Here is a 22,666-nt window from a genome sequence, read left to right on the forward strand (position 1 = left end):
TTCAATGGGCGAGCAGGCCGGGGGCACGGGCGGGCTTGCGCCGCGGGAAGATGCGCTCGAGCCAGACGGCGAAGGCGGGCAGGACCGTCATCGCCATGACCATGTTGACGATGAACATGAACGCCAGCAGCTTGCCCATGTCGGCCTGGAACTTGAGCTCGGAGAACGACCAGGTGGCGACGCCGATCGCGAGCGTGATCGCCGTAAAGATGGTGGCCGTCCCGATCTCGAGGATCGATTGTTCGAGCGCCTTGACGATGCCGACGCCGTTGGCGAGATGCAGCTGCAGCCGGTTGTAGATATAGAACGCATAGTCCACGCCGATGCCCACCGCCAGCACCATCACGGGCAACGTGGCGACGGTCAGGCCGATCTGCAGTTCCTTCATGAACCAATACCCGATGAACGTGCCGATCGTCAGGGGCAGGCAGCAGGCGAGGACCGCGCGCAGGTCGCGGTACGTGACGAGAACGAGCAGGACGATGGTCGTATAGACGTAAAGCATCATCGGCAATTCGCTGCGCTCGATTTCGTCGTTGACCGCGGCCAGCACGCCGGCGTTGCCGGACGCGAGCCGGATCTTCACGCCCGGCAGCTTGTTCGTATCGCGGAAATGCTTCGCGGCATTGATCACCTGGGTGATCGTGGTCGCCTTGTGGTCGGCCAGATAGATGTTCACCGCGGTCATGCTGCAGTCCTTGCGCATGACGCCGGGCGTGCGGGCCACCTCGCCGGCCAGCGACGAGTAATTGTCGGGGGCGATGGGAATCGCCGACATCTTCGGATTGCCTTCGTTGTATCCCTCGTTGTACTGCCGCAGCAACGACGAGAACGAAACGACCGACAACACGCCGGGGACGGCACGCATCGACCAGACGAAGCGATCCTGGTAGGCGCCGACCTCCACGTTGTTGCAGGACTGGGGCGGCGCTTCGAAGACGATGGAAATCCAGTCCAGGCCGACGTCGTAGCTCGACGCAATCGACACCGAATCCTTGTTGAACCGGGCATCGGCACGCAGCTCGGGCGCGCCGGCCTGCAGCGTGCCGACCACGCGGTCCCGACTTTCCCAGGCCGCCACGGCGAAAACCACGACGGCGGCCAGCAGGACGATCGCCGCATTGCGCGGAATGGCGACTTTCGCGAGCACGCGGAGCACGCGGCCACGACGAACGGCATGCCCTTCCGCATTCTTTGCATAATTGCCGTCGACCTTGAGCAACGACGCGGCCAGCGGAAGCATCACCAGGTTCGTGACGATCTTGTACGCCACGCCGAGCGAAGCGGTGATCGCGAGCTCGCGCACCATCGGGATCGGAATCAGGATCAGCGTGACGAAGGACACGAAAGCGGTCACCAGCGCGAGCGTGCCGGGAATCAGCAGCCCGCTGAAGCTGGATCGGGCGGCTTGCTCCACGGACTTCCCGTGGGAGATCTCACGCACGATGAAATTGATCTGCTGCACGCCGTGCGACACGCCGATCGCGAACACCAGGAACGGAACCAGTACGCCCAACGGGTCGAGCCCGTAGCCGAGCAGATGCAGCGTGCCGAACTGCCAGACGAGCGAGACGAGCGAGCAGGTCAGCGGCAGGATCGTCAGGCGAACGGAGCGGCAGTACCAGTAGACGGCCAACGCGGTCAGGAGCAGCGCGATCGCGCAGAACTTCAGGACGGACGACGCGCCGTTTGCAATATCGCCAATCTGCTTCGCGAAACCGATGATCTGGATTTCGTAGTTCGAATCCTCGAACTTGGCGCGCAATTGCGATTCGAGCGCCTTGTCGAATGCCACATAGTCGACTCGCTCACCCTTCGCATCCAGCTCGTTGAGATCGGCGGTGACCATTGCGCTGCTCTGGTCGCGCGACACGAGGCTGCCGACGAAGCCGCCCTGGGCGGTCGAGCGCGAAATGGCGCCGACCGTGTTGCCGTCGAGCTGATCGGGCGTCACGGTGCCGGGAATGAGCGGATCCGCGCGGAACCCGTCTTCGGTGATCTCGTTGACGAATGAATTCGGCGTCCAGAGGGATTGAACGCTGCTGCGAGACACGTTCGGCAGGAAGGTGACCGCCTGGGTGACTTCATACAGGCGCTTCAACGCAGCCGGCGTCCAGATGCTGCCCTTGCGGGCCTTGACGACGACGATCAGGCGGTTGGCGCCGAGCAGGTCACCGCGATACTCGTTGAACGTCTGCGTGTATTCGTGGCCCAGCGGAAGCTGCTTCTCGAACCCGGCATCCATGCGCAGCTTGACGGCGAAGCAGGCCATGACGACCGTGAAGAGAACGAGAAGTCCCAGCACGAGACGCCTGTGACCGAACAGCGTATTTTCCAGCGAATGAAGCATTCCAAGCAGCTTGCCGGGTCGGGCTGCGTCGGAAACAGGCGGTTGATTCATATTGACCTCAGAAATTTCGAGAAGCGACGATTGCCACGAAGTCCCTGTCACGTAGCGGGTTGGCCAGCGGGTTGGTCGGGCCCATGAAGCGGGTGTAGTTCAAGCCGACCTGCCAGTTCGCCGGGTTCTGTATGAAGTTCACATACAGGTTCATGGCCGTCACGCCGCGCATGAACTGGGCATTCACGTTCGGCGTATTGCCGAAGAGGCCGTATCGGACGAATATCCCCGGATTGACCTGCCACCCGGGAATGAGGGTGCCGTCGTAAACCCAGTTGAAATCGACGTCGATTCCGCCGGAGTACTTCGTTCCCTGGGCACTACCCGGCGTGTTGAGTGCGCCGGTCGCGAACAAGTCGTTGAATTCGTTCCCCCACAGAAGCGCGCCAGGCGAAATCGGCGACCCGCCGTAGCTCTTGTGAAGCCCCGGATACGCGATGATCACCGTCTCGGTCGTCAGCGTGGCGGTCTGGGCGCCGAGCAGCTTCAGGAACGCCGCGGAATTGCCCGGCTGGAGCGAGTAGAGGGTCGTCAGGTGCCACTGGAATCGCTTCTCGTCGACCCAGCAGTTCCCCCCTTGCGCGACGCAGCCACTGGCCGGATTCAGCGGAACGGCGTCTCGCGGACGGTACGAGAGTTCGGTGCCGATCGCCCAGTCGCCCACCGGGAAGTTGGCGCTGACACCGATCATGTGACGGTCTTCCGGAAACCGGAAGACCGTCCCGCCCGTCGAGCTCAGCGAGAGTTGCGGGAACTTGTCGTGGTACGCGATCGTGTAGAAACCGAGATTCAGGTCCGTTCCCGCCGGCTGGTAGCGAATGGAAAAACCATACTGCCCGCCGTTCTTCGGATGGATGGTCGAGGCGCCGTACGTGTTGTTGCCGGGCCCGACGATCTGGTTCGACCAATAGCTGCCAACCGGCGGCAGGTAGTTCTGGTTCCAGTTGCTCTGGTAGTACCCTTCGACGTTCACGCCGTGACCCACGCCGGATGCGACGCTCACGATCGGCGCGGGCAGGATGATCTCCTTGACCTGCGCGCCGGGCTGGGACGCGCGATTCACGTCGATCGCATTCGTCGCATTGACCCCGCCGGTTTCCCAGATGCTTTCGCCCCAGCTGACGACCTGGTTACCCACGCGGATGCGCGCAATCTGGTCGCCTACGTTGAACTGCTTGCTGACCCACAGGTCGAGCAGGCGCGGCTTGAAGCGGATGTTCTTCTCGGCATCGGACGGGAGGCCGCCGCTCAGATTGGGCGACGGGTTGTAGAACAGGTCCTGTCCGCTGGTTGCGCCTGTCGTTCGGGTACCGGAGTAGTCGTATTGCCAGGTGCCCCGCGCCATGAACGTGAGCCCTTGCGACGGCATCTTCAGGACCAGCTCGTGGTTGCCCTTGAGATAGCTCGTGAACGGATCTCCCTTGCCGTAGTTGATGTCGCCCTGATCGGAGAGGCCGCTCAACTGACCGAGCCGGCCGCCGCCTGTCTGCGCACCGGTGGCCACGTTGTAGGTCGGCGACACGAGATTGCTGCTCGGCGACGCCGTGCGAATGCCGACGCCCGCCGATATCGTCGAATCGAAGCTGCCTTCGACGTTGCCGATCGTGAACGTGAACGCGTGCGCGCTGCCGCACCCGACGGCGACAAGCGCCGCGATCGCCGCGCGCACGAGCACCACGCTGGAGCGGGGCTGTAATGAGGAGGTGGTAGCCATTTTGTCTCGGCCCCTGTCAACGCTCGCTCAACGCACGGAGATTGTCGGCGTTGTAGAAGCTCGGCTTGTAGTGTTGGTCCGCCGACGAGTCGACCGACCACTTCGCGTCCCGTCCGGCCGCGAGCATCGAACCGTCCACGAGGTACCGGCCGTCGACGAGGTTGTATTGAGCGAATGCGAGCGTGTCGCAGCTCCCCGTTTCGTACACCGGAATGATGTAGCCCTCGCGGACCTTCGAGATGTTGCCCTGCGCGTCGTAGTCCACCGCGCCGAGGTAGCTCCAGCTGTCTTCGTCGACGTAGAAGAGGCGCTTCGGAGCGGTATGGCGCATCCCCTGCTTGACCGTGGCTTCCACGACCCACACGCGATGGAGTTCGTAGCGACGCTTCGCCGGGTTCACGAAGTCGGGGCCGTACGCATCTTCAAATTTGTCCGAGAAGTCGTACATGCCCAGGTCGTTATAGGTGACGATCATTTCCTTCTTGCCGAGCAGCTTCCAGGAGAATCGGTCCGTCTGTCCGGAGAAGACCAGCGCTTCATCGATGTTGTACTGGTTGTCGAAGCCGATCTGGGGCGCATCGTACGCATACGACGGCATGCGACGGGTGCGGCGCTGCCCCGGGAAGTAGTAGAAGACTTCGGTCGGCTTGTCGGCATAGTTCGTAAAGATCGCGGCCTGGCCGGCAATGGCCGCTGGCGACTTGTATGCGTAGTAGGCGTTGCCTTCGATCTGGTTGACCTTCGCGAACGTCGTGCCGGCCTTGTCGCCCCACGGCTGGTAGATCCACGCGTCGGACACGTTCTTGATCCAGTCGGACGCGCCCTTGCGCGGGGAGGCGACGGTGATGATGTCGCGCATCTCGACGCCGGCGCCGCGGTAGTGTAGCTTCGCGTTCCACATCACTTCCGCGCCGGTCTTGGGCGCAGGGAACGGGTAGCCCGGCAGGCGGGCATCGGCGAGTTCCGATCCGTCAGCCGACATCTTGGCGAAGCCCGCGTTGTTCTTCGTGTTCTCCGCGACGAAATCGGGTACGCCGCACGTGCGCCGGGACGGATAGACCGGCATCGTGAAGCCCTTCAGGTTCTTCAGCAGTGCAATCTGGCCCGGGTTGAGCTTGTCCGCGTACTTGTCGACGTTGCCGGCGTCGATCGTATACAGCAGCTTGTCGGACTTGTATTTGAAGAAATCCGCGCGGCGCTTGCCGTAGCTCCAGCCCGCGCCGACGTTGCCCACGGGGGTCCAGGCGGGAATGCCGCTCGCGGTGCCGGCGACTTCGGCGCCCGACGGCGTATGAGAGGCATCCGTCCCTTCCGCGAGCGCACCGGTCAAGGACATCGCGACGGCGGAAGCGATGACGGACAATTTCGCTGCCGATCGGATGAGCGAAGCAGATTTCTTGAAAGAATGAGTCTTGACCACGGCTATCTCCTTGACCTTGACCAGCTGACGTGTGCCCGCCAAAGGGTTGTGCATAGGTGAAAACGGCTGAAGGTACCGATAGCCTCGCCAGTTTGTTAGCTATGCGAAATGAATTGGGGTGTGTTCGTGCTTTGTTTTACTGAATCACCGAACTCCCGGTCATCGCGATGACGTAGAAGTTCGTATCGACCGGCACCTGGTCGGGCGCCGGACGGTTTGTCGATGCATGCAGCTATTGGGCGCCCACCAGGGCCGGATGCGGCATGTTCGACCGGATCGGCTTCGTACGCGCCACTGTTGAACGGCTTCCGGTTTCCGGCTTATGCCGGGATCGACGAGAAGTATTCAGCCGGCTGCGCGTGCCATCCTGCCCAGCGCTTCTCCCAGTAGAGGTTGTGAATCTTCTCGGAGATCGGGCCGGGGGCGTTGCGGTTGCCGAGCGGTTGGTCGTCTACCGCGCTGACGGGCATGATCCCGCCTGCCGATGACGACGTGAATGCTTCGTCAGCCTCGCGCAGCTGGGTCGCGGTGTACTTGCCGATGTTCACCTTGATGCCGAGCTCGGCGGCGATGTCGAAGACGCTCTGGCGCGTGATGCCCAGCAGGCAGCCTTCAGCGGGGGTGTAGAGCTCCCCGTTCTTGACGAAAAAGACGTTCGCGCCGGCTGCTTCGGTGAGGTTGTCGTGTTCGTCGACGAGAACCGCCCAGTCCTTCTCCTGCGTCATGGCTTCGAAGAGCGCGAGCTTCATGTCCATCCAGTGGAAGTTCTTGGCCGTGGGATCGACCGCCTTCGCGGAAATGCGGTTGTACCGCTTGCTGATCAGGAGGTTCGAGCCACGCGTGCGGACCTCGTCGTCGGCCTGGAAGAAGAACGGCACGGCAAACGCGAACATCGCGTTCTTCATTGCGCTGCGGTCGCGGCGGTCGACGCTCAGCGGGCCGCGGGTGACGCACCACCAGACGTACGCGTCCTTCAGGCCGGCGTTGCGCACGAGATTGTGGAGAATTTCCCGGACCTGCTCACGATTGAACGGATTCTCGAGGAAGAACTTCGCAGACGACTCTTCCATGCGCGCAAGGTGATCGTCGAGCCGGAAGAAGTTGCCTCGCGAGACGGTGACGACGTCGTAGGCCGCGTCGGCATGCAGGAATCCTGCGTCGACGAGCGGGACGGTCGCTTCGGCGATGGGAACGTACTTGCCGTCACAGAAGGCGCTGCCATCTTCATAGCGGGGTTCATGCGGAGCGCGAGCATGCAGCGGATTCTCGTGCATGATCTGCTGGACTTGAATGATTGCCATGGTAGTTACCTTTCGCTCCCGAGGGAGAGTTGTCGTTCGATGTTGACGTCAAAAGCGACCGGGTCTCGGCGCGCTTCCTTGCGGATTGCTTGCTTCCTGGCTATCCGGCGTGAAGTCTGCCATATGACTTGATCAAATGACCGTGTAGTAGAAAGTATTGCTCGAAAAATTCCTTGTCGATGAAGGTTAACCCTCTGTGATGCGTGTCGCGATACGCGAGCGGCGAGCAGGCTCGTGCTTGCCGGCCGGTGATCGTCGAACGTCCATTCCGGCAGACCAAACCGATCCGCCTGAGCAAAGAGGTTTCGGCGTGTTGCGCGCATCCGGTCACACGCGCTGCAGGTCCTTTGCAGCAGCATGACCGTTCGTTCCATGAAGCGTCTTACTTTGGTATGCCGGTGGCAATACTGATTATTACCGAGTCATGTGACTTGGCCAAATGATCAAAAAAGACGTTAGTATGGATCTTCCCGGGCGATCCAGAAGGCTGAAGCTTCGCCCTCGATACCAAATGACATGGAGCGAGCAGATGCCGACTTTCGAAGCAGACCATCTCCGCAAGGCGTTCATAGGCGGCCGTTGGGTGGAGCCGGTGAACGGTGGCGTGGAGCACGACATCATCGATCCGGCGACGGGCGAAGTCTCCGGTGTGTTGCTGTTCTCTGACGAAGCCGATGTGAACCTGGCCGCGGAGGCGGCGCGCGACGCCTTCGCAGCATTCTCGAACACGCCCCTCGTCGAGCGGCTCAAGCTGCTCGAGCGCGTGATTGGTGCATACACCGAGCGGTTGCAGGACATGGCGGACGCCATCACGCTCGAGATGGGCGCACCGATGGACGCTATCTCTCGCCCGCTTCAGGCAGCGCTGGGGCTCTGGCACCTCCATACGACGCTGGAAGTTGCGAAGCAGTATCCGTTCGAACGTATCCAGGGCACGTCGCGGATCGTCAAGGAGCCGGTGGGGGTGTGCGGGTTGATCACGCCGTGGAACTGGCCGATGAACCAGGTCATGTGCAAGGTGGCGCCCGCGCTGGTGGCGGGGTGCACGATCGTGTTGAAGCCCAGTCAGAATGCGCCGTACTCGGCGATTGTTCTCGCCGAGATCCTCGAGCAGGCCGGCGTTCCTCCCGGCGTATTCAATCTCGTGCAGGGCGCCGGGCAGCGCCTGGGCAGGGCCATTGCGTCCAGCCCGCTCTTCGACATGGTGTCGCTGACGGGTTCGACGAGCGCCGGCGTGGAGGTCGCTCAGGCCGCTGCGACCACGATCAAGCGGGTGACGCTGGAGCTGGGCGGAAAGTCGGCGAACATCATTCTGGACAGCGAAAACTTTCAGCAGGGTGTCACGCATGGCGTGCTCCAGATGATGGCCAACTCCGGCCAGACATGCACCGCGCCCTCGCGCATGCTGGTGCCGGCGCATCGGCTCGAGGAGGCGGAGCAGGTTGCAGTCGCGGCGTGCGCGCAGGTCGTCGTCGGCGATCCGCACGATCCCGGTACGACCATGGGGCCGATGGCGAACCAGCGCCAGCATAGAAAGGTGCAGGAGATGATCCAGACGGGCATCGACGAGGGCGCGGTGCTCCTGTCGGGTGGGCTCGGCAATCCCGCCGGGCTTGAACGAGGCTACTACGTCAAGCCGACGGTCTTCAGCCGCGTGAACAATCGCATGACGATTGCAACCGAGGAGATTTTCGGCCCCGTCCTGGTGATCATCCCGTATCAGGACGAATCGGACGCTGTCGCCATTGCCAACGACTCGCCGTACGGATTGTCCGGCTATGTCCATGGCGACACGATCGAACACGCGGAGCGGGTCGCCAGAAAGTTGCGGACCGGGATGGTGCATTTGAACGGCGCGCCCGTCGACATCGCGGCGCCGTTTGGTGGATACAAGCAGTCCGGCAACGGGCGAGAGTGGGGCTACGCCGGCATCGAGGAATTCCTGGAGACGAAGTCGCTGTTCGGCGCGGTGCCGGGCGCCGTCAACTAGCGGGAATCGACGACGGGTGCCCGGCGGTATGCGGACGTCCGTCTACGGAAACGGAAAGGTGGCAGGAGCGAAGCCTGCCATGAAGCATCGTGCGGATGGGCTTGGTCGGGTTGCCGGCGATCGCGCAATGGCACGCCGCGTCGACGCTCAAGCCTGCACCGTCGAGCTCGAGAGAGAGGTGGCAAACGCCTCCAACGCTGAACTTGCACTATCCAGGTTCGCCCTGAGCTCGCGGATATTCGTGTCGCCTTGCCAACTGTTCAGCAATCCATCGATCAGGATGATGCTCATTCTGGCGACGGATTCAATCGCGTCACGGTTGACTTGTGGCGCGCACTTGCCGAGGTAAGCGATCGTTCGCTCGATGGTCTCGACATAAGTTTTCAACGCGAAATCGGGGCGATGACGCTCTGCCCACTGGATCAGTTCAGACTGTGCCCGGGCGTACGACGGATGCTGCACGAGCCATTCGGCATTCTTGCGCAGCTGCCATCCGGCGAGTTCGCCGAAAGAATGAAATTCCCTGTCAGCGAGAGCATTCGCCGCGAGCAGGTCGAACAGGGATTCGTAAACCGCGTCGAACAGATCGTCCTTGGTATGGAATACATAATGCAGCGACGCCAGAGGGCAGCTTGCGGCTTCGGCGATTCGCCGCGTGGTGGCTCCAGCGACGCCGTGCGCGGCGATGACTTCAACGGCAGCGTCAACAAAATCTTGTCGCCGCAACGCAGCGCGAACTCTTGTCATTGGTAAACTCCGGTACCCGAAAAAATCCTCTTCCGTTCACGTCATACACCGGTGTAGTGTTTATCCGTGATACATGGTCAAGTGACCATAACGCCGGTGAATTATGTCGGCTTCTTGAAAGTTTGTCCATGAATGGGGCAGGCCGCGGGTGCCCTGAATGTTCGGTTCGCTTGTTTCAGCTGATTCCGGAAAATATGATCGTGTGACTTGATCATTTGATCGGTCAACGTTAAGCAGACGAAGAGGCGCTGTCGATGGAGGTAAACCCGTGAGCGCGAGCACTGCAGCGTAAGACCGAGGGATGCCTGCCGGGAGCGTCGGGTTTTCAGGCGAATGGAAGCAGGGTGCTTGGCTGCAGCCGATGTGGATTCTCTGAGGTGGCGGTTTCACGTCGTACGTGTCGCGATCGAACGCGCATGACGGTTTCCGAGCGCACCTTCGAGCAGCGTGTGTACGTGGGGCGGCGCATGCGCGAAATGGCAAACGTCATGCGCCGCGCGCCGTGCGGCTATTCTGATGCGACGACGCTACCGCTGTGAGGGTGCCGGAGGGGGCCAGTGCCTCCGGGCAGGTGGCAGCTATTCAATGCTTCCGTACAGACTTGCGAGGAGTCTTGGCGGCAGGGCGAGCTTCCGACAGCGTTGCCGCGTAGGCGGCCAGCATCTTGCTGGCGTGGTCGACATCGGCAGCCAGACGTTTCGAATCTTCCTGGGCAAACCACGAGAAGAGCAATCCGTCGATCAGGACGATGGTCAACCGCGCGATGGCGTCCAGCGCCTTGGCATCTGCACGCGGCTCGGCGGCGGTCAGGTTGGCGCGGGCGCCTTCCTGGGAGATGCGAAGTGCGCCAATGGCCATGTCGGGCTGGTGCCGGAGCGCCCAGGTATACAACTCGGACTGGGTTTTAGCGTATGTCGGGTTGGCTTCGAACCAGGCCATCACGGAGCGCAGGTTGAACTCAGCCAGGTCCGACAGCGTGCCGTGCTCCGGAGGCTCGGGGCTATCCGAGCGGATCAGGTCGATCAGGGACTCGTAGACGGCGAACAACAGCTCGTCCTTTGAGTGAAACACGTAGTGCAGGGAAGCCAGTGGGCATCCTGCAGCCTCGGCGATGCGGCGGGTCGTGGCACCCTTCACACCGTGCTCTGCAATCACCGCGACAGTCGCCGCTACGAGGTCCTGGCGGCGGACTTCAGCCCGTACTCGCTGCATAGGCCAGCGCTCCGTTATATGTCTTCGTCCAAAGGCGCTACCCGTGCAGGGTAGTCGAATTCTCGGATATTAGCATGACGATGCGCGGCATTTCGCAAGCAACGGAAGGCATTGTCCTGCACGGATGTCGTGCTGTCACGGCGGTGTGAGAAGTGCCACTCGCAGGGACGTGCCGGGCATGGTGATGTTGCCGATGCGTCGCGATGCCGGACGGACATCACGACGGCGAGATGGCTCGGCGGCATGCTTCGTGAACCTGGAGGCGGGCTCGTCTGTCGCGCATCGGCCCGGCACATCGAGCGGTGCTCCGCCTGTCTAACGGAGCATGCATCCCTGCGTCGATGAGGCTATCCCGGAGATGCGCAGGTACGGCGACCGCCGTGCGCGCACGATGAAGCAGCCATGCGTGCGCTGGAAGGGGCGCCGCTGCGTTGGCTCGGACGGCGCCTTCATGACAAGGCTAATGGAAACTCCGTATTTCCAATGTTCTGTCGAAGCATAAGACTCGTGCCTGTAGGTTCGTGGTCATTTGATCAAGTCAACCGTATGAACCGCTGTCGTGACGCTGAGCATCATCTGGTGCGGCGAATTCCCCGCGCCGGGGCATGCGCGTCACCACCGCGCGCGTCAGCCGCCCTTCACGAAGGGCGAACACCCGGATCCGATTGGCATACGGCTTGCTTGATGGTCACATGACCAAGTCAATCGATTCGAGTGGTTGACTTGAACGAATGGCATTTCTCGGTAGTGTGGTCAACGACAACGATAGGGAATACGAATGAGCAATGTGATTGCCGTCTTGGGCCTGGGCGTGATGGGGTCCGCCATTGCCGCCACCTTGCTTGACCATGGTGCGGAAGTCGTCGTCTGGAACAGGAAGGCGGAAAAGGCGCAGCGTATGCGCGAACTGGGAGCCCGGGTTGCCGAGCGTGCCTCCGCCGCCTTTGACGAGGCGGACGTCATCGTCGTCGTGACGGCCACACCGGTTGACCTCGCGGCAGACTTCGAGGCGCTGGGCGAGCGTCTGAAAGGGAAAACGGTGATCAATCTGGCAACGGGGCGCCCGTCCGAGGTCCGTAAGCTGGATCAAATCGTGCGTGGCGCCGGCGCAAGATTCATCAGCGGAACAATCCAGTGCTTCCCGCCGGATATCGGCCGCGAGAGCGCCGTCATCCTTTTTGGTGGCGACGAGAAGATCTGGGGCGAAGTGGAGCCTCTGCTACGGAAGATTGCGCCGCAATCCACCTACGTCAGTGCGCGCTCCGACGTGCCGAACGTGCTCGACGCCGGGTTGACGGGCACCTTCGTTTTTGGTGCCGGCGCCGCCTTCCTGGAAGGGCTCAGATTCGTCGTGAACTCGGGCATTTCGATCGACGAGATTCGCGACCTGATCCCAACCTACATCGCCGGTCAGACCCACTTCATCGAAGGTCTGTTCGAATCCGTGTCGGCTGCCGACTATCAACCCCGAGGAGCAGACCTCGACATCTACGCACGAGCGACCGAACTGTTTCAACAGGCGCAGGAAGATATCGGGCAGCCGCCGCGAATTCTGACAGCGCTCCGCGAGCGAATCCTGTCAGCCATTGCAGAAGGCAGTGGAGACCGAGGGTACGCCGCACTCTTCAATCATTGACAATTTGTTGGAGGAATCATCATGTCGTTGCAGCGCCTTTCAAGTGGTAGCACTCCTGAAGATCTTGCTAATGCAGTCAGGCAGGATGGCGGAGCGATCGTCAAGAACTTTCTCGATGCCGATTTGCTTGCGCGAATCCAGCGCACGCTCTTTGACACGCTCGAGTCGGCTCCGAACGGAGTAGACGACTACTTCGCCGGTACACAGACGCGTCGCGTCTCGCGCCTCTTCGCGCGTACCGACTGGATGGCCGAGGTGGCGTTGCATCCGCTCTATCTGGGTGCGGCGCGCAGCATCCTGCAGACGCCGATCAAGATCTGGAGCGGCGAAAACCAGGTCGATGTCGCTCCCGATATTCAGGTGGGGGTGACGCAAGCCATCCAGATTCTGCCGGGGCAGGGCCTTCAGCCGTTGCATCGTGACGATTCCGTATGGCTCTGGCGGCACCCGAACTACGGGCGCGAGGCCCGGTTCCAGGTGATGGTGGCCGTATCGGACTTTACGGCGGAAAACGGCGCCACGCTCGTCATCCCGGGCAGCCACAAGTGGGATGACGAGCGCATGCCCAAGCAGGAGGAAGCCATTCCCGCGACCATGTCGGCCGGCGATGCGCTGTTCTTCATCGGCTCCACCTATCACGGGGGCGGGAAGAACACCAGCGATGCACCGCGCACGGGCCTGACCATGTCGTATGACCTGGCGATCCTCCGGCAGGAAGAAAACCAGTACCTGACGCTGCCCATCGAACGCGTGAAGCGCTATCCGGAGGAACTGCAGCGCCTGCTCGGCTGGACGTACGGCACGACTTTCGCCGGCTTCGTCGAGCGTAACGGTCAAATGTCGGACCCGAATGACCTGCTGAAAATGAAGGATTTCCTCGAGGTCGGGCATTTCGATTAACGGACGGGATGGGGGGGGGAATCCCGGCCCGGTCTTCACGCGGAGATCGGGCGATTCCATCACCTGAAGGCATCGTGGTCGGTCGACGGGATGCCTGGATCGGTGCAGCGCGAGCCATGCTGAAATTGCGATTTTTCGGTTGGATGCAGCAGTCTTCGAAACAGTGCCGGTATGAATGCGAGCAAGCGGGCGATTCGATGCCTCGTCGCGATCTCGTATTCGTGCAAACGACAAGGAGTCGATCGTGAGTGTCGAAATCAAGGGAATCCGAAAAATCGCGCTGCTTTATACCGGAGCCGTGGTCTGGACCCCAACCTACCTGCTCCCATTCAGCATCGAGGAATCGATGGCCCGGTTCGGGCTGTCCGAAAGCACCGCGGGTTGGCTCGCGTCTGCGGTGCTGCTCTGTCTTTCGCTTTCCATCATCGTTTTCGGTCGTCACACGGCGACGTTGAACAAGAGAACGGGCGCGCTCGCTGCGGCAGCGCTTGCCGTTCTGTCGACGTGTGCGATGTTTTCACATAATTTCTATGTATTCGTCGCCGCGAAGCTGGTTCTCGGCGCCGCGTTGGGCGTCAGCTGCGTGTGCGCGTATGGGGTGATTGCACACGTCAAGCACCCGGAGAAGGTCGCGGCGCAAGTCGCCGTTGCGATGGCCATCATATTTTCCTGTGCGATGTACGTCGTACCGATCTTGAATGTGAAGATGGGTCATATCGGGGTGGATGCCGTCCAGCTTGCCGTGGTCGTGGCGGCGCTGTTTTTCGGCGCGTTCATGCATCCTGCCGTCAACACAAGCGAGGAAGCGGTCGCGAAGGACGCCATCAAATCCAGTGACGTCCGAGGGATTCTGATCAGCGCATTCTTCATCTACGTCTCGCAGACGGCCCTGATGGGATTTGCCGCTGAGGTCGCTGCAACCCGGGGCGTCGAAGCGGAGCAACTCGGCATGCTGTTCATGCTCAATGCGGCCCTCCAGTTGCCGGTGGGGGTGGCGGTCAACTGGCTGGGCGATCGTGTTGGGCTGTTCAAGCCGATCGCCCTTGGACTCGCGCTGTTGATCGCATGCAGCCTGGGCATGTATTGCGTGGGCGGCAAGTGGGCGTTTCTCGTGTCGACGGCGCTCGTCAGTGCCGGCGCCACGCTGGTGGCTCCTTATATGGTGGCGGCACTTTCGCAAATGGATGCCAGCGGAAGAAGCACCGCGACCTGTGCGTCGGCAATCAATCTTGGCCTGACGGTAGGCCCCGCGATTGCCGGCACGGTGTTCAGCGTGGCTGGTTTGCGTGCGGTTGGCTGGCTCTCCGTCGGGTTGCTGGTGGTGCCGATCTTCCTGACCAGCGTGGCGATCCGGCAGTTCAAGGCAAAACATGCCGAAGCCGCTGTCGCCTGACGTGCGTGGTGAAGCGATCAACTGAGCGCGGCCGCACTGACCGCACCGGTACCAGGGCGGCGCCAGCATGCCTGACATGCCAGTGCGGAGCAGACATCGCTCGGAAGAGCCCGCTCGCGTCGACAGGCAGCGCAAAAAACTGCCGCGAACGTGGATGACGAATGCAGCGGCAGACAAATATCTCGACGATCATGGATTTCTTCATGGAACTCAAATTCTATCTTTATTGCCTGGCTGATCTCGCGTTGATCGTGACTTCGTTCATATGCGGCGTGAAGTACTTCCGGAAGCGCAACGGCCTCCTCGGATTCGAGTCGCTGGTCGTGACATTCTCTGCAACGAATTTAATGATCAATGCCTTTACCGGCAAGGCGGTATTTTTCAGTATCTCGCTTTTCTGCGACGCGTTTTCAAGAGGCTTCGGCGTGCCGATCATCATCGTTGCGGGCATGATGTCGGTTACGCATCGATATAAACCATCGGTTGTCGGCGACATGTTGTATGCGGTGGGTGCACTGGCCGGGACGGTCATTTTGTGGACCGCGGATTTCATGGTCGGACCCAAGCCGTATTTCTATCTGGTGATGTGGTCTTTGTTCTCGTTTTACCTCATTTACGTTGTCAAAAAACTGGCGAATGCCGGAGAGTATCGTAACGCTGCGGGTGTGGTCCTGACACTCGTATCCACGCAGATTATTGCAAGCGTCTACGACTTCTACCCTATCCCTGGCGACAGCGATCATATGATTTTCTATATATTTGCATTGCTTTCTTGGTCTTATATGTCAGTTTCGTTGTATTACGCCTATTGCGCGCTGGAGCGGGTGCAGGAAAAGGAAGGGAATCTGATTCGAGGCTATACCCTTGGCCGCCTGGAGCGAAATCCGCGGTAATTTATTTGTAAATTCGTACGAGAGAACGGATATGGCTACCTTGATCGTGAGTTATCCCGCTGCAGAGGGTATGGAATTTGATCGCGAGTACTATCTTGCAACCCACATCTCGCTCGTAAGGGCGGCGTGGGGCGAATGTGGCCTCCAGTCGGTGGAGGCGCTGTTTCCGGCCCCGGGCGCACAACCTTTTGCCTGCGTCACGCTGTTGCGTTTCAGCGATCAGGCTGGAATCGATGCCGCGCTGTCGTCGGCCAGAACAGCCGAGGTGGTCGGCGATGTGAGGAACTTCACCCAGGTCCAGCCGGCGATCTTCCGCGCCGGCGACTGATTGGCACGATGTGACGTTTTGCGCTGAGGTGCGTGCGCCCTGCACCGGGCGGCGTTCCGGCGCGTCGTCGCGCACTTAGTGGGCAAAAAGCGTGACGTTGCTGGAAGAGGGCGCAGCAGGCGGGACGGTCGACGGCAATTTGACCACGACGCGGTTCAGGCGTGAATCGCGTGTTGCCTGAAACCACGCCGATCGATTGCTCGCGCGGCCAATCACGGCTTTGACGCCGGGAGAATTCACCGGGCAATACGGCCTTCGGCCGTGGGCCGAAGGCTGATGGAACGTCCGGTATTAACGCTGCACCGTGTCCAGAATATCCAGGCGGCTCACTGCAACCGCCTTCTGCTTGATCGCGCCAAACGCCGCTTCGGTCGCCTCGAGCGTGCGCGCGATGTCTTCGTCGGTATGGCTCGCCGTGAAGAACATGTTGTGCCACGGGTGGAGATAGGCGCCATTCTTGATGACTTCCGAAGCCCACGCGCGGCCGCGCGACACGAGCTCGTCGTCACCCGCGAACAGCATCTGGGGCATGACGCTCGGCCCGGTCTGCTTGAGTTCGAAGCCATGCCGCTCGGCTTGCTCGGCGAGCCCGGCGCGCAGCTTGTCCGCCAAGCGCCTGGTGTGTTCGAGGTAGTCGGTTTCCCGTACCAGGCGCAGTGTTTCGATGGCCGCGGCCATCGGCACAGCCGAGAGCCAGTAGGAGCCCGTGACGAAAATCTTCGTCGCTGCCTCTCGTGCCTTGTCCGAGCCGAGCACCGCCGCGATCGCATAGCCGCCGCCGATGGCCTTGCCCCAGCAGCTGAGGTCAGGGTGCACGCCCCAGTCCGACCACGAACAATCGCGCGACAGGCGCAGCCCCGTGCGAACCTCGTCGACGACCAGAAGCGCTTCCTGCTCGTCCGCGAGGCGACGGCATTCCTTCGCGTACTCGATCGACGGGAAAAACTGATCGTAGAGCACTTCGTGGCGGAACGGCGTTGCATAGATGGCCGCTACGTCACCGTCGACGCTCTTGACAGCGGCATTGAGGCTCTCGATATCGTTGTACTCGAAGTAGACGACGTGGGCCCGATCCTCCTTGGTAATCCCCGTCGTATAGGGCACGTTCCAAGGGGACGCGCCATGGTACGTGCCGCGCGCAACGAGAATCTTCCGCTTCTCGCGATATGCTCGCGAGATCACCATCGCCATCGACGTGGCGTCCGAGCCGTTCTTGCAGAACATCGCCCAATCGGCGTGGCTGACCTGTTGGGTGAGCGCCTCGGCAAGCTGGACCATCACCTCGCTGGGGCCCGTTGCCGTATCGATCTTCTGCAACTGGCGGGCCGCGGCCTGCTCGATCCGTTCGTTGCCGTAGCCGAACAGGTTCGTGCCGTAGCCGCACACGTAGTCGATGTAATGGTTGCCGTCGACGTCCCACAGATGGGTACCTTTCGCTTTCGCAAAGTACAGCGGGAAATCTTCCGTCAGGTACTTGACGCTCTGGTGACCGTACATCCCGCCCGGGATGACCTTCTCGGCTCTTGCGAACCACTCGTTCTTCCTTGCCAGCCTGTCCATGCTCGACTCCTTGTGAAAAATTCGTTTCCGGAACGTCAGACCCGGTATCAAGTCTTTTGACTGAGTCATTTGACTATTCATTCGGAACCCGGGAATTTTGGGGAATGCTGCTTCGGAAATCGCACGTCTCGCCGTTGGATCGACGTGCCGTCCAGCCGCGCGTCGCGAATCCAGTTTTGCTGCGCCCCGCGCCTGGGCGTCTGTCGTCGCTTCATGTGAGTAGGTCAATTGACCAAGTCCAGTGTCCATAAATGTCGACCAGACTGAAATTGGCGTTTTCCACTAGGCCCGCACAGCAATGGATCGACGTCGCATTCGGCTCGCCACGTCGATGGGGGAGGAGGCGAGTTGAGCGGCGGCAGTTCGCCTGCGTGCGCTGCGCGGCGTCGACATCTGATCCGCACCATGGAAATCCCCGCTCAATCTTTGGAGCAGGGATGCGGGGCGATCAAGATGGGGATGCGGGATGGGGGCGACGGTGTATTTCCGCCAGAAGATTTCGCCGCGGGAGCTCGCGGTGCGTACGGGCATGTTCAAACGCACGGTGCGCGCATGGCAGTGGCAGACTGATCCACGCAGCCGGAAGCATCCGAAGCGCGCGGGCACGCGTGTCCTCGATGCGTGGCCTCACATGCTGTCGGGTCGGTTCAAGACCGAAAGCCACCGACCGACGCGCGAGCAATGCGCTACGCGGATCGCGTTCGACACGAGCCGCGCGCGAGGCAAGGCTGACGTATTCGATCTTCCAGAGGAAGCCTATTGGCTCGAGTCGTAGTGCTCGATATGGTAGAGCACCATGAATCCCGGACTAAGTACAAGAAGTAACCCGGCAACGAGTGAGATTGCGACGAATAAACGCTTCACCATGATCGCGCTCCTGAGTTGGTTGAGGTGAATTGGAAAGTCGATTCCTGGGGGACCATTCCCGGCATGGCGCGCAACCCCAGCATTGTTCTCAAGATCGCAACGCGATTCGTCAGGCCGATCTTCATGGGGTGTCTCGCTGGTAGTGATTCCGTCGTGGCCCGCGCATGTGCATGACGGCATCCGGGGAGGGGGGCGCCCCTCCCGGACTCATACAGGCGCCTGTTCGTGGCTCAGAGGCCGAGATGCGTCGCGATATCGTCGTAGTCGACTTGCCACAGGCCCGGCGTGCCGGCGGGATATTGCGAGCGGAAGCCGATGATTCGCTGAACGCGTTTCGACAGGCGTCGCACGGTGTCCATCTCGACGATGAACGGATACGCTTCCTCGGGAGTCAGGTAGGACGGCTGCATCGGAATCGTGAGCCCGCGTCGGCGCTCGTTCTTCGTCACGTTCGCGCCGCCACCGTGGATCACCTTTCCGCTGAACAGCAAGGCGTCGCCGGCATCCATCTCGGCGGCAATGGTCATGTCGGGCGTGCCCTTGCTGTCGAAGTAATCCTCGTCCCAGTTCTGGCTGCCCGGAATGATCCGGGTGGCACCGTTTTCCTCGGTGAAGCGCGTCAGCGCAATCATGAGGTTGGTGAATACCGTAGGCCCGTTGACGCCGAGCGCGCACAGGGGTGGAAAATTGCCGACGTCGCGATGCAGCATCTGTGCCGTGTTGCCCGGGCCGATGTCGATGACCTGCGCGGTCGAAAGCCACCAGTCGCCGGACTCCTCGCGGTACAGCACCTCGCCGAGTTCATGAAAGAGGTCGTCGTCCAGCACGTCTCCGAAAGTCTTGCTGTGCGTGACCATGTTCGTCAGGCGCTTCGTATAGGTGCCGTGGAATTCCTTGATCAGTTCGTTATCATGCGACGACCCCTCGCGAAGCCGCTCGAGCGGCGCATCGACCTCGCGGTTGATGTTCGCGACCTGCTCCTGGGTCAGATAGTTCTTGATCCGGACTCCACCATATTGATTCATGAGCGACACGATCTCGTGTGCGCCGGTCTGCTTGGAGACGGTGGGGAGCGCGTCATGAATGTTCTGAATGGTTGCGTTCATGTTTGCCTCAAAGTTGCTTGGACGGGTAAATCAGACACGGCGTCACGTTCTGATTCAGGTGGTGATCCAGACATCAAGTCGAATATCTGACTGAGTCATGTGACTACATATACCTTCGCCTTCTGCCATACGCTCCTTTCACGCCAGTTGACGGAGCGTGTACGTTATTCCCGACGTTGTCGCGACTGCTGGATGGTCCGATACATGTTTCCAGAGCCAGAGGCGACAGACATGGAGCCGTTCACCGAGGTTTCCGGTGAATGGCCATATTCGTGATGAATAAGGTCAAATGACCAAGTCGTATGATCGTGGAAGTTAACATGGCGTTTTTTGACGGTCGATCATGGTTAACCCGTCGCTTTCGAATGGTGTAGCCAAGGAAAGGAGAGCGGTCGTTCCGGCGTGGATACGAAGGTTTTGGTCACGCGGGGCGCGGTATGGCGAGACGTGGTTCAGGATCGAACGGCCACGCCGGCGACGACGATCCTTACGGTTTTGCGCGGAAATGCTCGGAGACGGCTCACGTTATTGCTTTGATATCCTCTGCAAAATAGGTGTGACGCAAGCTGGGTGACCGGGCATGCAAGCTGCTCGCTCGTCGGAAGCACTCATGTAGGGGCCGATCGCGATCGCAAGCGGGTCGGTCATGCACCGGAATCCTGACGGGCGGGGACGCGCAGCTGCACCGCGACCGGCGCACGACCCGCGGACGATTTTTCAAGCGCTTGTCAATTCTGTCCCGACGCCGCGGCGCGTTCCGGCTTCTGCACGACGAAACGCCATGAGATGCGCGAACGCCATTGCTTGAAGGCATGCCGGTATTTTCAAAGGGGCTCACGCGCAGAGCCGGGCACGGAAATCGCTCCGGCCCGCGGATGTCGATGGGCGCCGAGCGCTTTTTAAGCGACGGCGATTCGGGTGTCTCACGAGAGGCGCTTCACCCAGCGATTTCGCGATCTATTGTCAGGAGGGCAACGCCATGCACACATTCACGAACTGGAGCCCACTGGTCTCGTTGATTGCCGGGATTCTTATTCTGGTGGTACCGCGCCTGCTGAACTACATCGTCGCAATCTACCTGATCGTCATAGGATTGCTCGGGCTTTTCGGCGGGCATTTCCACTGATGTGCCGCGCCGGATCTAGATGGGTTCGACGCGTACCTCGACTGAATCCCTGGGCACCGTCAATCGCGTGCGGCCAAGCAGGGCATCCGCGGGCGCGGTGCCGTCCGGGTTCAACGGCTTCACCTTGTTGAACGTGACGGAAAAGTATTCCGGTGTGACGGTGGCCGATGCATAACCCTGCGCGTCGTGGTCGGCGTGGCACAGATCGGGGTTGTTCGCCATCAGGAAGCGGTCGAGTCTGGCTGGGGTCGCCGCGATCGACGCGAGCGGTGTACCGTTCCATGCGGCTTTCAGGTAGGCATGGAAGGACATGCTGCTGATGCCGGCGCAGACGAAATCGACGATGACCGGCACCCCCGTCGCGGGATCGGGATCGTCGCGCACCACGCCCCCCTGAAAGGCATGCAGGTCTCCGCTGATCGCGACGACGTTATGGATCCCGTGCTCCCTCAAGTAGGCGAGCAGTTCATGCTTGTGCGCGGGATAGCCGTCCCATGCGTCGCAATCGACCACGAGGCGGGCCGCCGGCGTGCCGGGTGCGCCCGGCATCAGGAACCACAGACGGTTCAACATCACTTCGTTGCCCCACACCTTCCAGGTTGCCGGCGAGCCCTTCATCAAGGTTTTCCACCATCGGGTCTGTTCGGGGCCGAGCATCGACGGCGGGCGGCCGAGCTGCCGCGTTTCGCGCGCCTCGTCACGTTGCAGCACGTCCTGCTTGACGAAGTATCGCGAGCCGGCTGCATCGTCCCCATGCACCGGGTCATGGCCTCGCGCGCGTGCGACAGCGGCCTCGCTCACGACGTGGTCGTCGCGATACAGCCGCTCGTCGGTCATCACCAGGTGCATCAGCATGCCGAAACGAAAATCGCGGTAGATGCGAATGTTCGTGTACGACGGATCGTCCGGCTCGAAGCGCACGTCGTCCCAATCCACCGGCATGTATTCCGCCCACGCGCGACTGGCGCTGCGGCGCCGCAGGGTTTCCTGCCGCTCCTCGTTGGTGTAGACCTGATGGTCCTGCCAGCAATCGTCGGAAAATTCGTGGTCGTCCCAGATCGCAATCATCGGCAGGCGCTGGTGCAGCGTCTGCAGGCGCGGATCGGTCCGATAGGTGCGATAGAGCGTCCGGTAGTCTTCGAGCGTCTCGGCATACGCGCGGCCGTCCGCGAGCAGCTTGCCGCCGGGCAGGTGCGGCGGAGGATGCGCCGGCTCGGCGCGGCCGGGGGGCGCGGTCCCGACCGTTTCATAGATGTAGTCGCCCACGTGCACGACGAAGTCGAGGTCGCGCTCGTCGGCCAGCAGCGTCATCGCTTGCCAGTGGTTGACGCTCCAGTCCTGGCAGGTGAGCCACGCGAAGCGAACCTGATCGTTGGCCTCGTTTGCCGCCGGCGCGGTGCGCGCGACACCCGTCATGCTGACGTCGTCGCCGGCGATGAACCTGTAGTGATAGGTGGTCTTCGGCGAGAAGGCCGTCACCTTCGCGCGCACGGTGAAGTCGTAGGTGGCCAGCGCCCGCAACGGGACGCGGGCGACGAGCGTCGAGAAATCCGGCAGTGTCGATACTTCGAGTCGTAGCGATACCGCGCGCGCGGCGCTTTTTTCATCGTGCTGCACGTCCCGGGATACCGGAACGCATCGTGTCCAGAACACGATGGAGCGATCGCGCGGGTCACCGCTTGCGACACCTTGCGGGAATCGATGGAGGTTCTCGCGCACGGGGCTGCCCGGCGGGGCCGCCGGTGAAACGTCGTGCGCGGCGGCGACGGTGGCAGCCGCAATGGTAAAAAAAGCCGACGACTTGAGGAAATGGCGACGATCCATTGGTCCTCCCGATCGACATCCCGGGGAGACGGGGTGCGCTGCAGCAGGCGTGCGCTTCTCGCGCCCGACAGGCTTGCCGCTGCCTCCCGCAGCGCGCGGCAGGCGGAGCAGTCGATCCGGAACGTTACTGCGAAGATCGACGGCTGAAAAGTCGTGAGAACCCGATTTCGAATTCCCGCACGCCGTCCGGCGGAAGGCCTCCGTGTTCAGGAACGCGCATTGCTGGATACCGGGCAGCAAACTGGGGG

General features: G+C 61.3%; 17 protein-coding genes. 8 read left to right on the forward strand and 9 right to left on the reverse strand.

Going from position 1 to position 22,666, the window contains the following annotated elements:
- Position 1 precedes the first annotated feature (1 nt).
- The 4 genes from FFS49_RS21100 to FFS49_RS21115 form a co-directional block, all read right to left on the reverse strand.
- Positions 2-2,401 carry an MMPL family transporter gene (locus FFS49_RS21100; RefSeq protein ID WP_105817836.1) on the reverse strand — a complete coding sequence of 800 codons (2,400 nt, stop codon included), beginning with the start codon at positions 2,399-2,401 and terminating at the stop codon, positions 2-4.
- Between the two features lie 7 nt (positions 2,402-2,408).
- A complete protein-coding gene (locus FFS49_RS21105; RefSeq protein ID WP_105817837.1) occupies positions 2,409-4,115 on the reverse strand; it encodes a DUF1302 family protein in 1,707 nt (568 codons plus the stop codon).
- Between the two features lie 16 nt (positions 4,116-4,131).
- Positions 4,132-5,451 (reverse strand): DUF1329 domain-containing protein, encoded by a 1,320-nt coding sequence (locus tag FFS49_RS21110; RefSeq protein ID WP_105817873.1) that lies wholly within the window; start codon positions 5,449-5,451, stop codon positions 4,132-4,134.
- Positions 5,452-5,855: 404 nt separating this feature from the next.
- Positions 5,856-6,836 (reverse strand): aminotransferase class IV, encoded by a 981-nt coding sequence (locus FFS49_RS21115; protein WP_105817838.1) that lies wholly within the window; start codon positions 6,834-6,836, stop codon positions 5,856-5,858.
- A gap of 529 nt (positions 6,837-7,365) precedes the next feature.
- Here FFS49_RS21115 and FFS49_RS21120 point away from each other — a divergent pair.
- Positions 7,366-8,826 (forward strand): aldehyde dehydrogenase family protein, encoded by a 1,461-nt coding sequence (locus FFS49_RS21120; RefSeq protein WP_105817874.1) that lies wholly within the window; start codon positions 7,366-7,368, stop codon positions 8,824-8,826.
- A 147-nt stretch (positions 8,827-8,973) separates the two neighbouring features.
- On the opposite strand, the gene FFS49_RS21125 is transcribed toward FFS49_RS21120, so the two are convergent.
- On the reverse strand, positions 8,974-9,573 hold the full coding sequence (locus FFS49_RS21125) for a TetR/AcrR family transcriptional regulator (RefSeq protein ID WP_039353303.1): 600 nt from the start codon (positions 9,571-9,573) through the stop codon (positions 8,974-8,976).
- A gap of 416 nt (positions 9,574-9,989) precedes the next feature.
- On the opposite strand from FFS49_RS21125, the gene FFS49_RS42960 reads away from it, so the two are divergent.
- Positions 9,990-10,112, forward strand: coding sequence for a hypothetical protein (locus FFS49_RS42960; RefSeq protein WP_258181733.1), 123 nt, complete (start codon positions 9,990-9,992; stop codon positions 10,110-10,112).
- 43 nt (positions 10,113-10,155) lie between these two features.
- Here FFS49_RS42960 and FFS49_RS21130 read toward each other — a convergent pair whose 3' ends face one another.
- A complete protein-coding gene (locus tag FFS49_RS21130; protein WP_105817839.1) occupies positions 10,156-10,785 on the reverse strand; it encodes a TetR/AcrR family transcriptional regulator in 630 nt (209 codons plus the stop codon).
- Positions 10,786-11,563: 778 nt separating this feature from the next.
- Between FFS49_RS21130 and FFS49_RS21135 the strand changes: the two genes are divergently transcribed.
- The 5 genes from FFS49_RS21135 to FFS49_RS21155 all read left to right on the forward strand — a co-directional run bounded on the left by FFS49_RS21135 (position 11,564) and on the right by FFS49_RS21155 (position 15,935).
- The gene (locus tag FFS49_RS21135) at positions 11,564-12,421 is read left to right on the forward strand and encodes an NAD(P)-binding domain-containing protein (RefSeq protein WP_224755883.1); all 858 of its coding nucleotides are present in this window, start codon (positions 11,564-11,566) and stop codon (positions 12,419-12,421) included.
- A 21-nt stretch (positions 12,422-12,442) separates the two neighbouring features.
- Positions 12,443-13,321: a phytanoyl-CoA dioxygenase family protein gene (locus tag FFS49_RS21140; protein ID WP_039353296.1), complete on the forward strand. Its 879-nt coding sequence runs from the start codon at positions 12,443-12,445 to the stop codon at positions 13,319-13,321.
- Between the two features lie 244 nt (positions 13,322-13,565).
- Entirely contained in the window at positions 13,566-14,714 is a 1,149-nt protein-coding gene (locus tag FFS49_RS21145; protein WP_226285461.1) for an MFS transporter, read from the forward strand.
- Between the two features lie 203 nt (positions 14,715-14,917).
- On the forward strand, positions 14,918-15,607 hold the full coding sequence (locus FFS49_RS21150) for a hypothetical protein (protein ID WP_039353481.1): 690 nt from the start codon (positions 14,918-14,920) through the stop codon (positions 15,605-15,607).
- A 31-nt stretch (positions 15,608-15,638) separates the two neighbouring features.
- Complete coding sequence (locus tag FFS49_RS21155; protein WP_105817842.1) at positions 15,639-15,935, forward strand: EthD family reductase; 297 nt, start codon at positions 15,639-15,641, stop codon at positions 15,933-15,935.
- Positions 15,936-16,226: 291 nt separating this feature from the next.
- Here the strand turns inward: FFS49_RS21155 and FFS49_RS21160 are convergent, their stop codons facing one another.
- Both FFS49_RS21160 and FFS49_RS21165 read right to left on the reverse strand, forming a co-directional pair.
- On the reverse strand, positions 16,227-17,495 hold the full coding sequence (locus FFS49_RS21160) for an aminotransferase class III-fold pyridoxal phosphate-dependent enzyme (protein WP_105817843.1): 1,269 nt from the start codon (positions 17,493-17,495) through the stop codon (positions 16,227-16,229).
- A gap of 1,097 nt (positions 17,496-18,592) precedes the next feature.
- Positions 18,593-19,468 carry a phytanoyl-CoA dioxygenase family protein gene (locus FFS49_RS21165; RefSeq protein WP_105817845.1) on the reverse strand — a complete coding sequence of 292 codons (876 nt, stop codon included), beginning with the start codon at positions 19,466-19,468 and terminating at the stop codon, positions 18,593-18,595.
- 979 nt (positions 19,469-20,447) lie between these two features.
- Between FFS49_RS21165 and FFS49_RS21170 the strand changes: the two genes are divergently transcribed.
- The gene (locus FFS49_RS21170; RefSeq protein WP_076841491.1) at positions 20,448-20,594 is read left to right on the forward strand and encodes a DUF3096 domain-containing protein; all 147 of its coding nucleotides are present in this window, start codon (positions 20,448-20,450) and stop codon (positions 20,592-20,594) included.
- A 15-nt stretch (positions 20,595-20,609) separates the two neighbouring features.
- On the opposite strand, the gene FFS49_RS21175 is transcribed toward FFS49_RS21170, so the two are convergent.
- Entirely contained in the window at positions 20,610-22,418 is a 1,809-nt protein-coding gene (locus FFS49_RS21175; RefSeq protein WP_105817846.1) for an alkaline phosphatase D family protein, read from the reverse strand.
- Positions 22,419-22,666: the final 248 nt, after the last annotated feature.

Origin of the sequence: Burkholderia sp. 4NA327C6 (assembly GCF_005502655.1) — a bacterium.
GTDB classification, from domain to species: Bacteria; Pseudomonadota; Gammaproteobacteria; order Burkholderiales; family Burkholderiaceae; genus Burkholderia; species Burkholderia contaminans.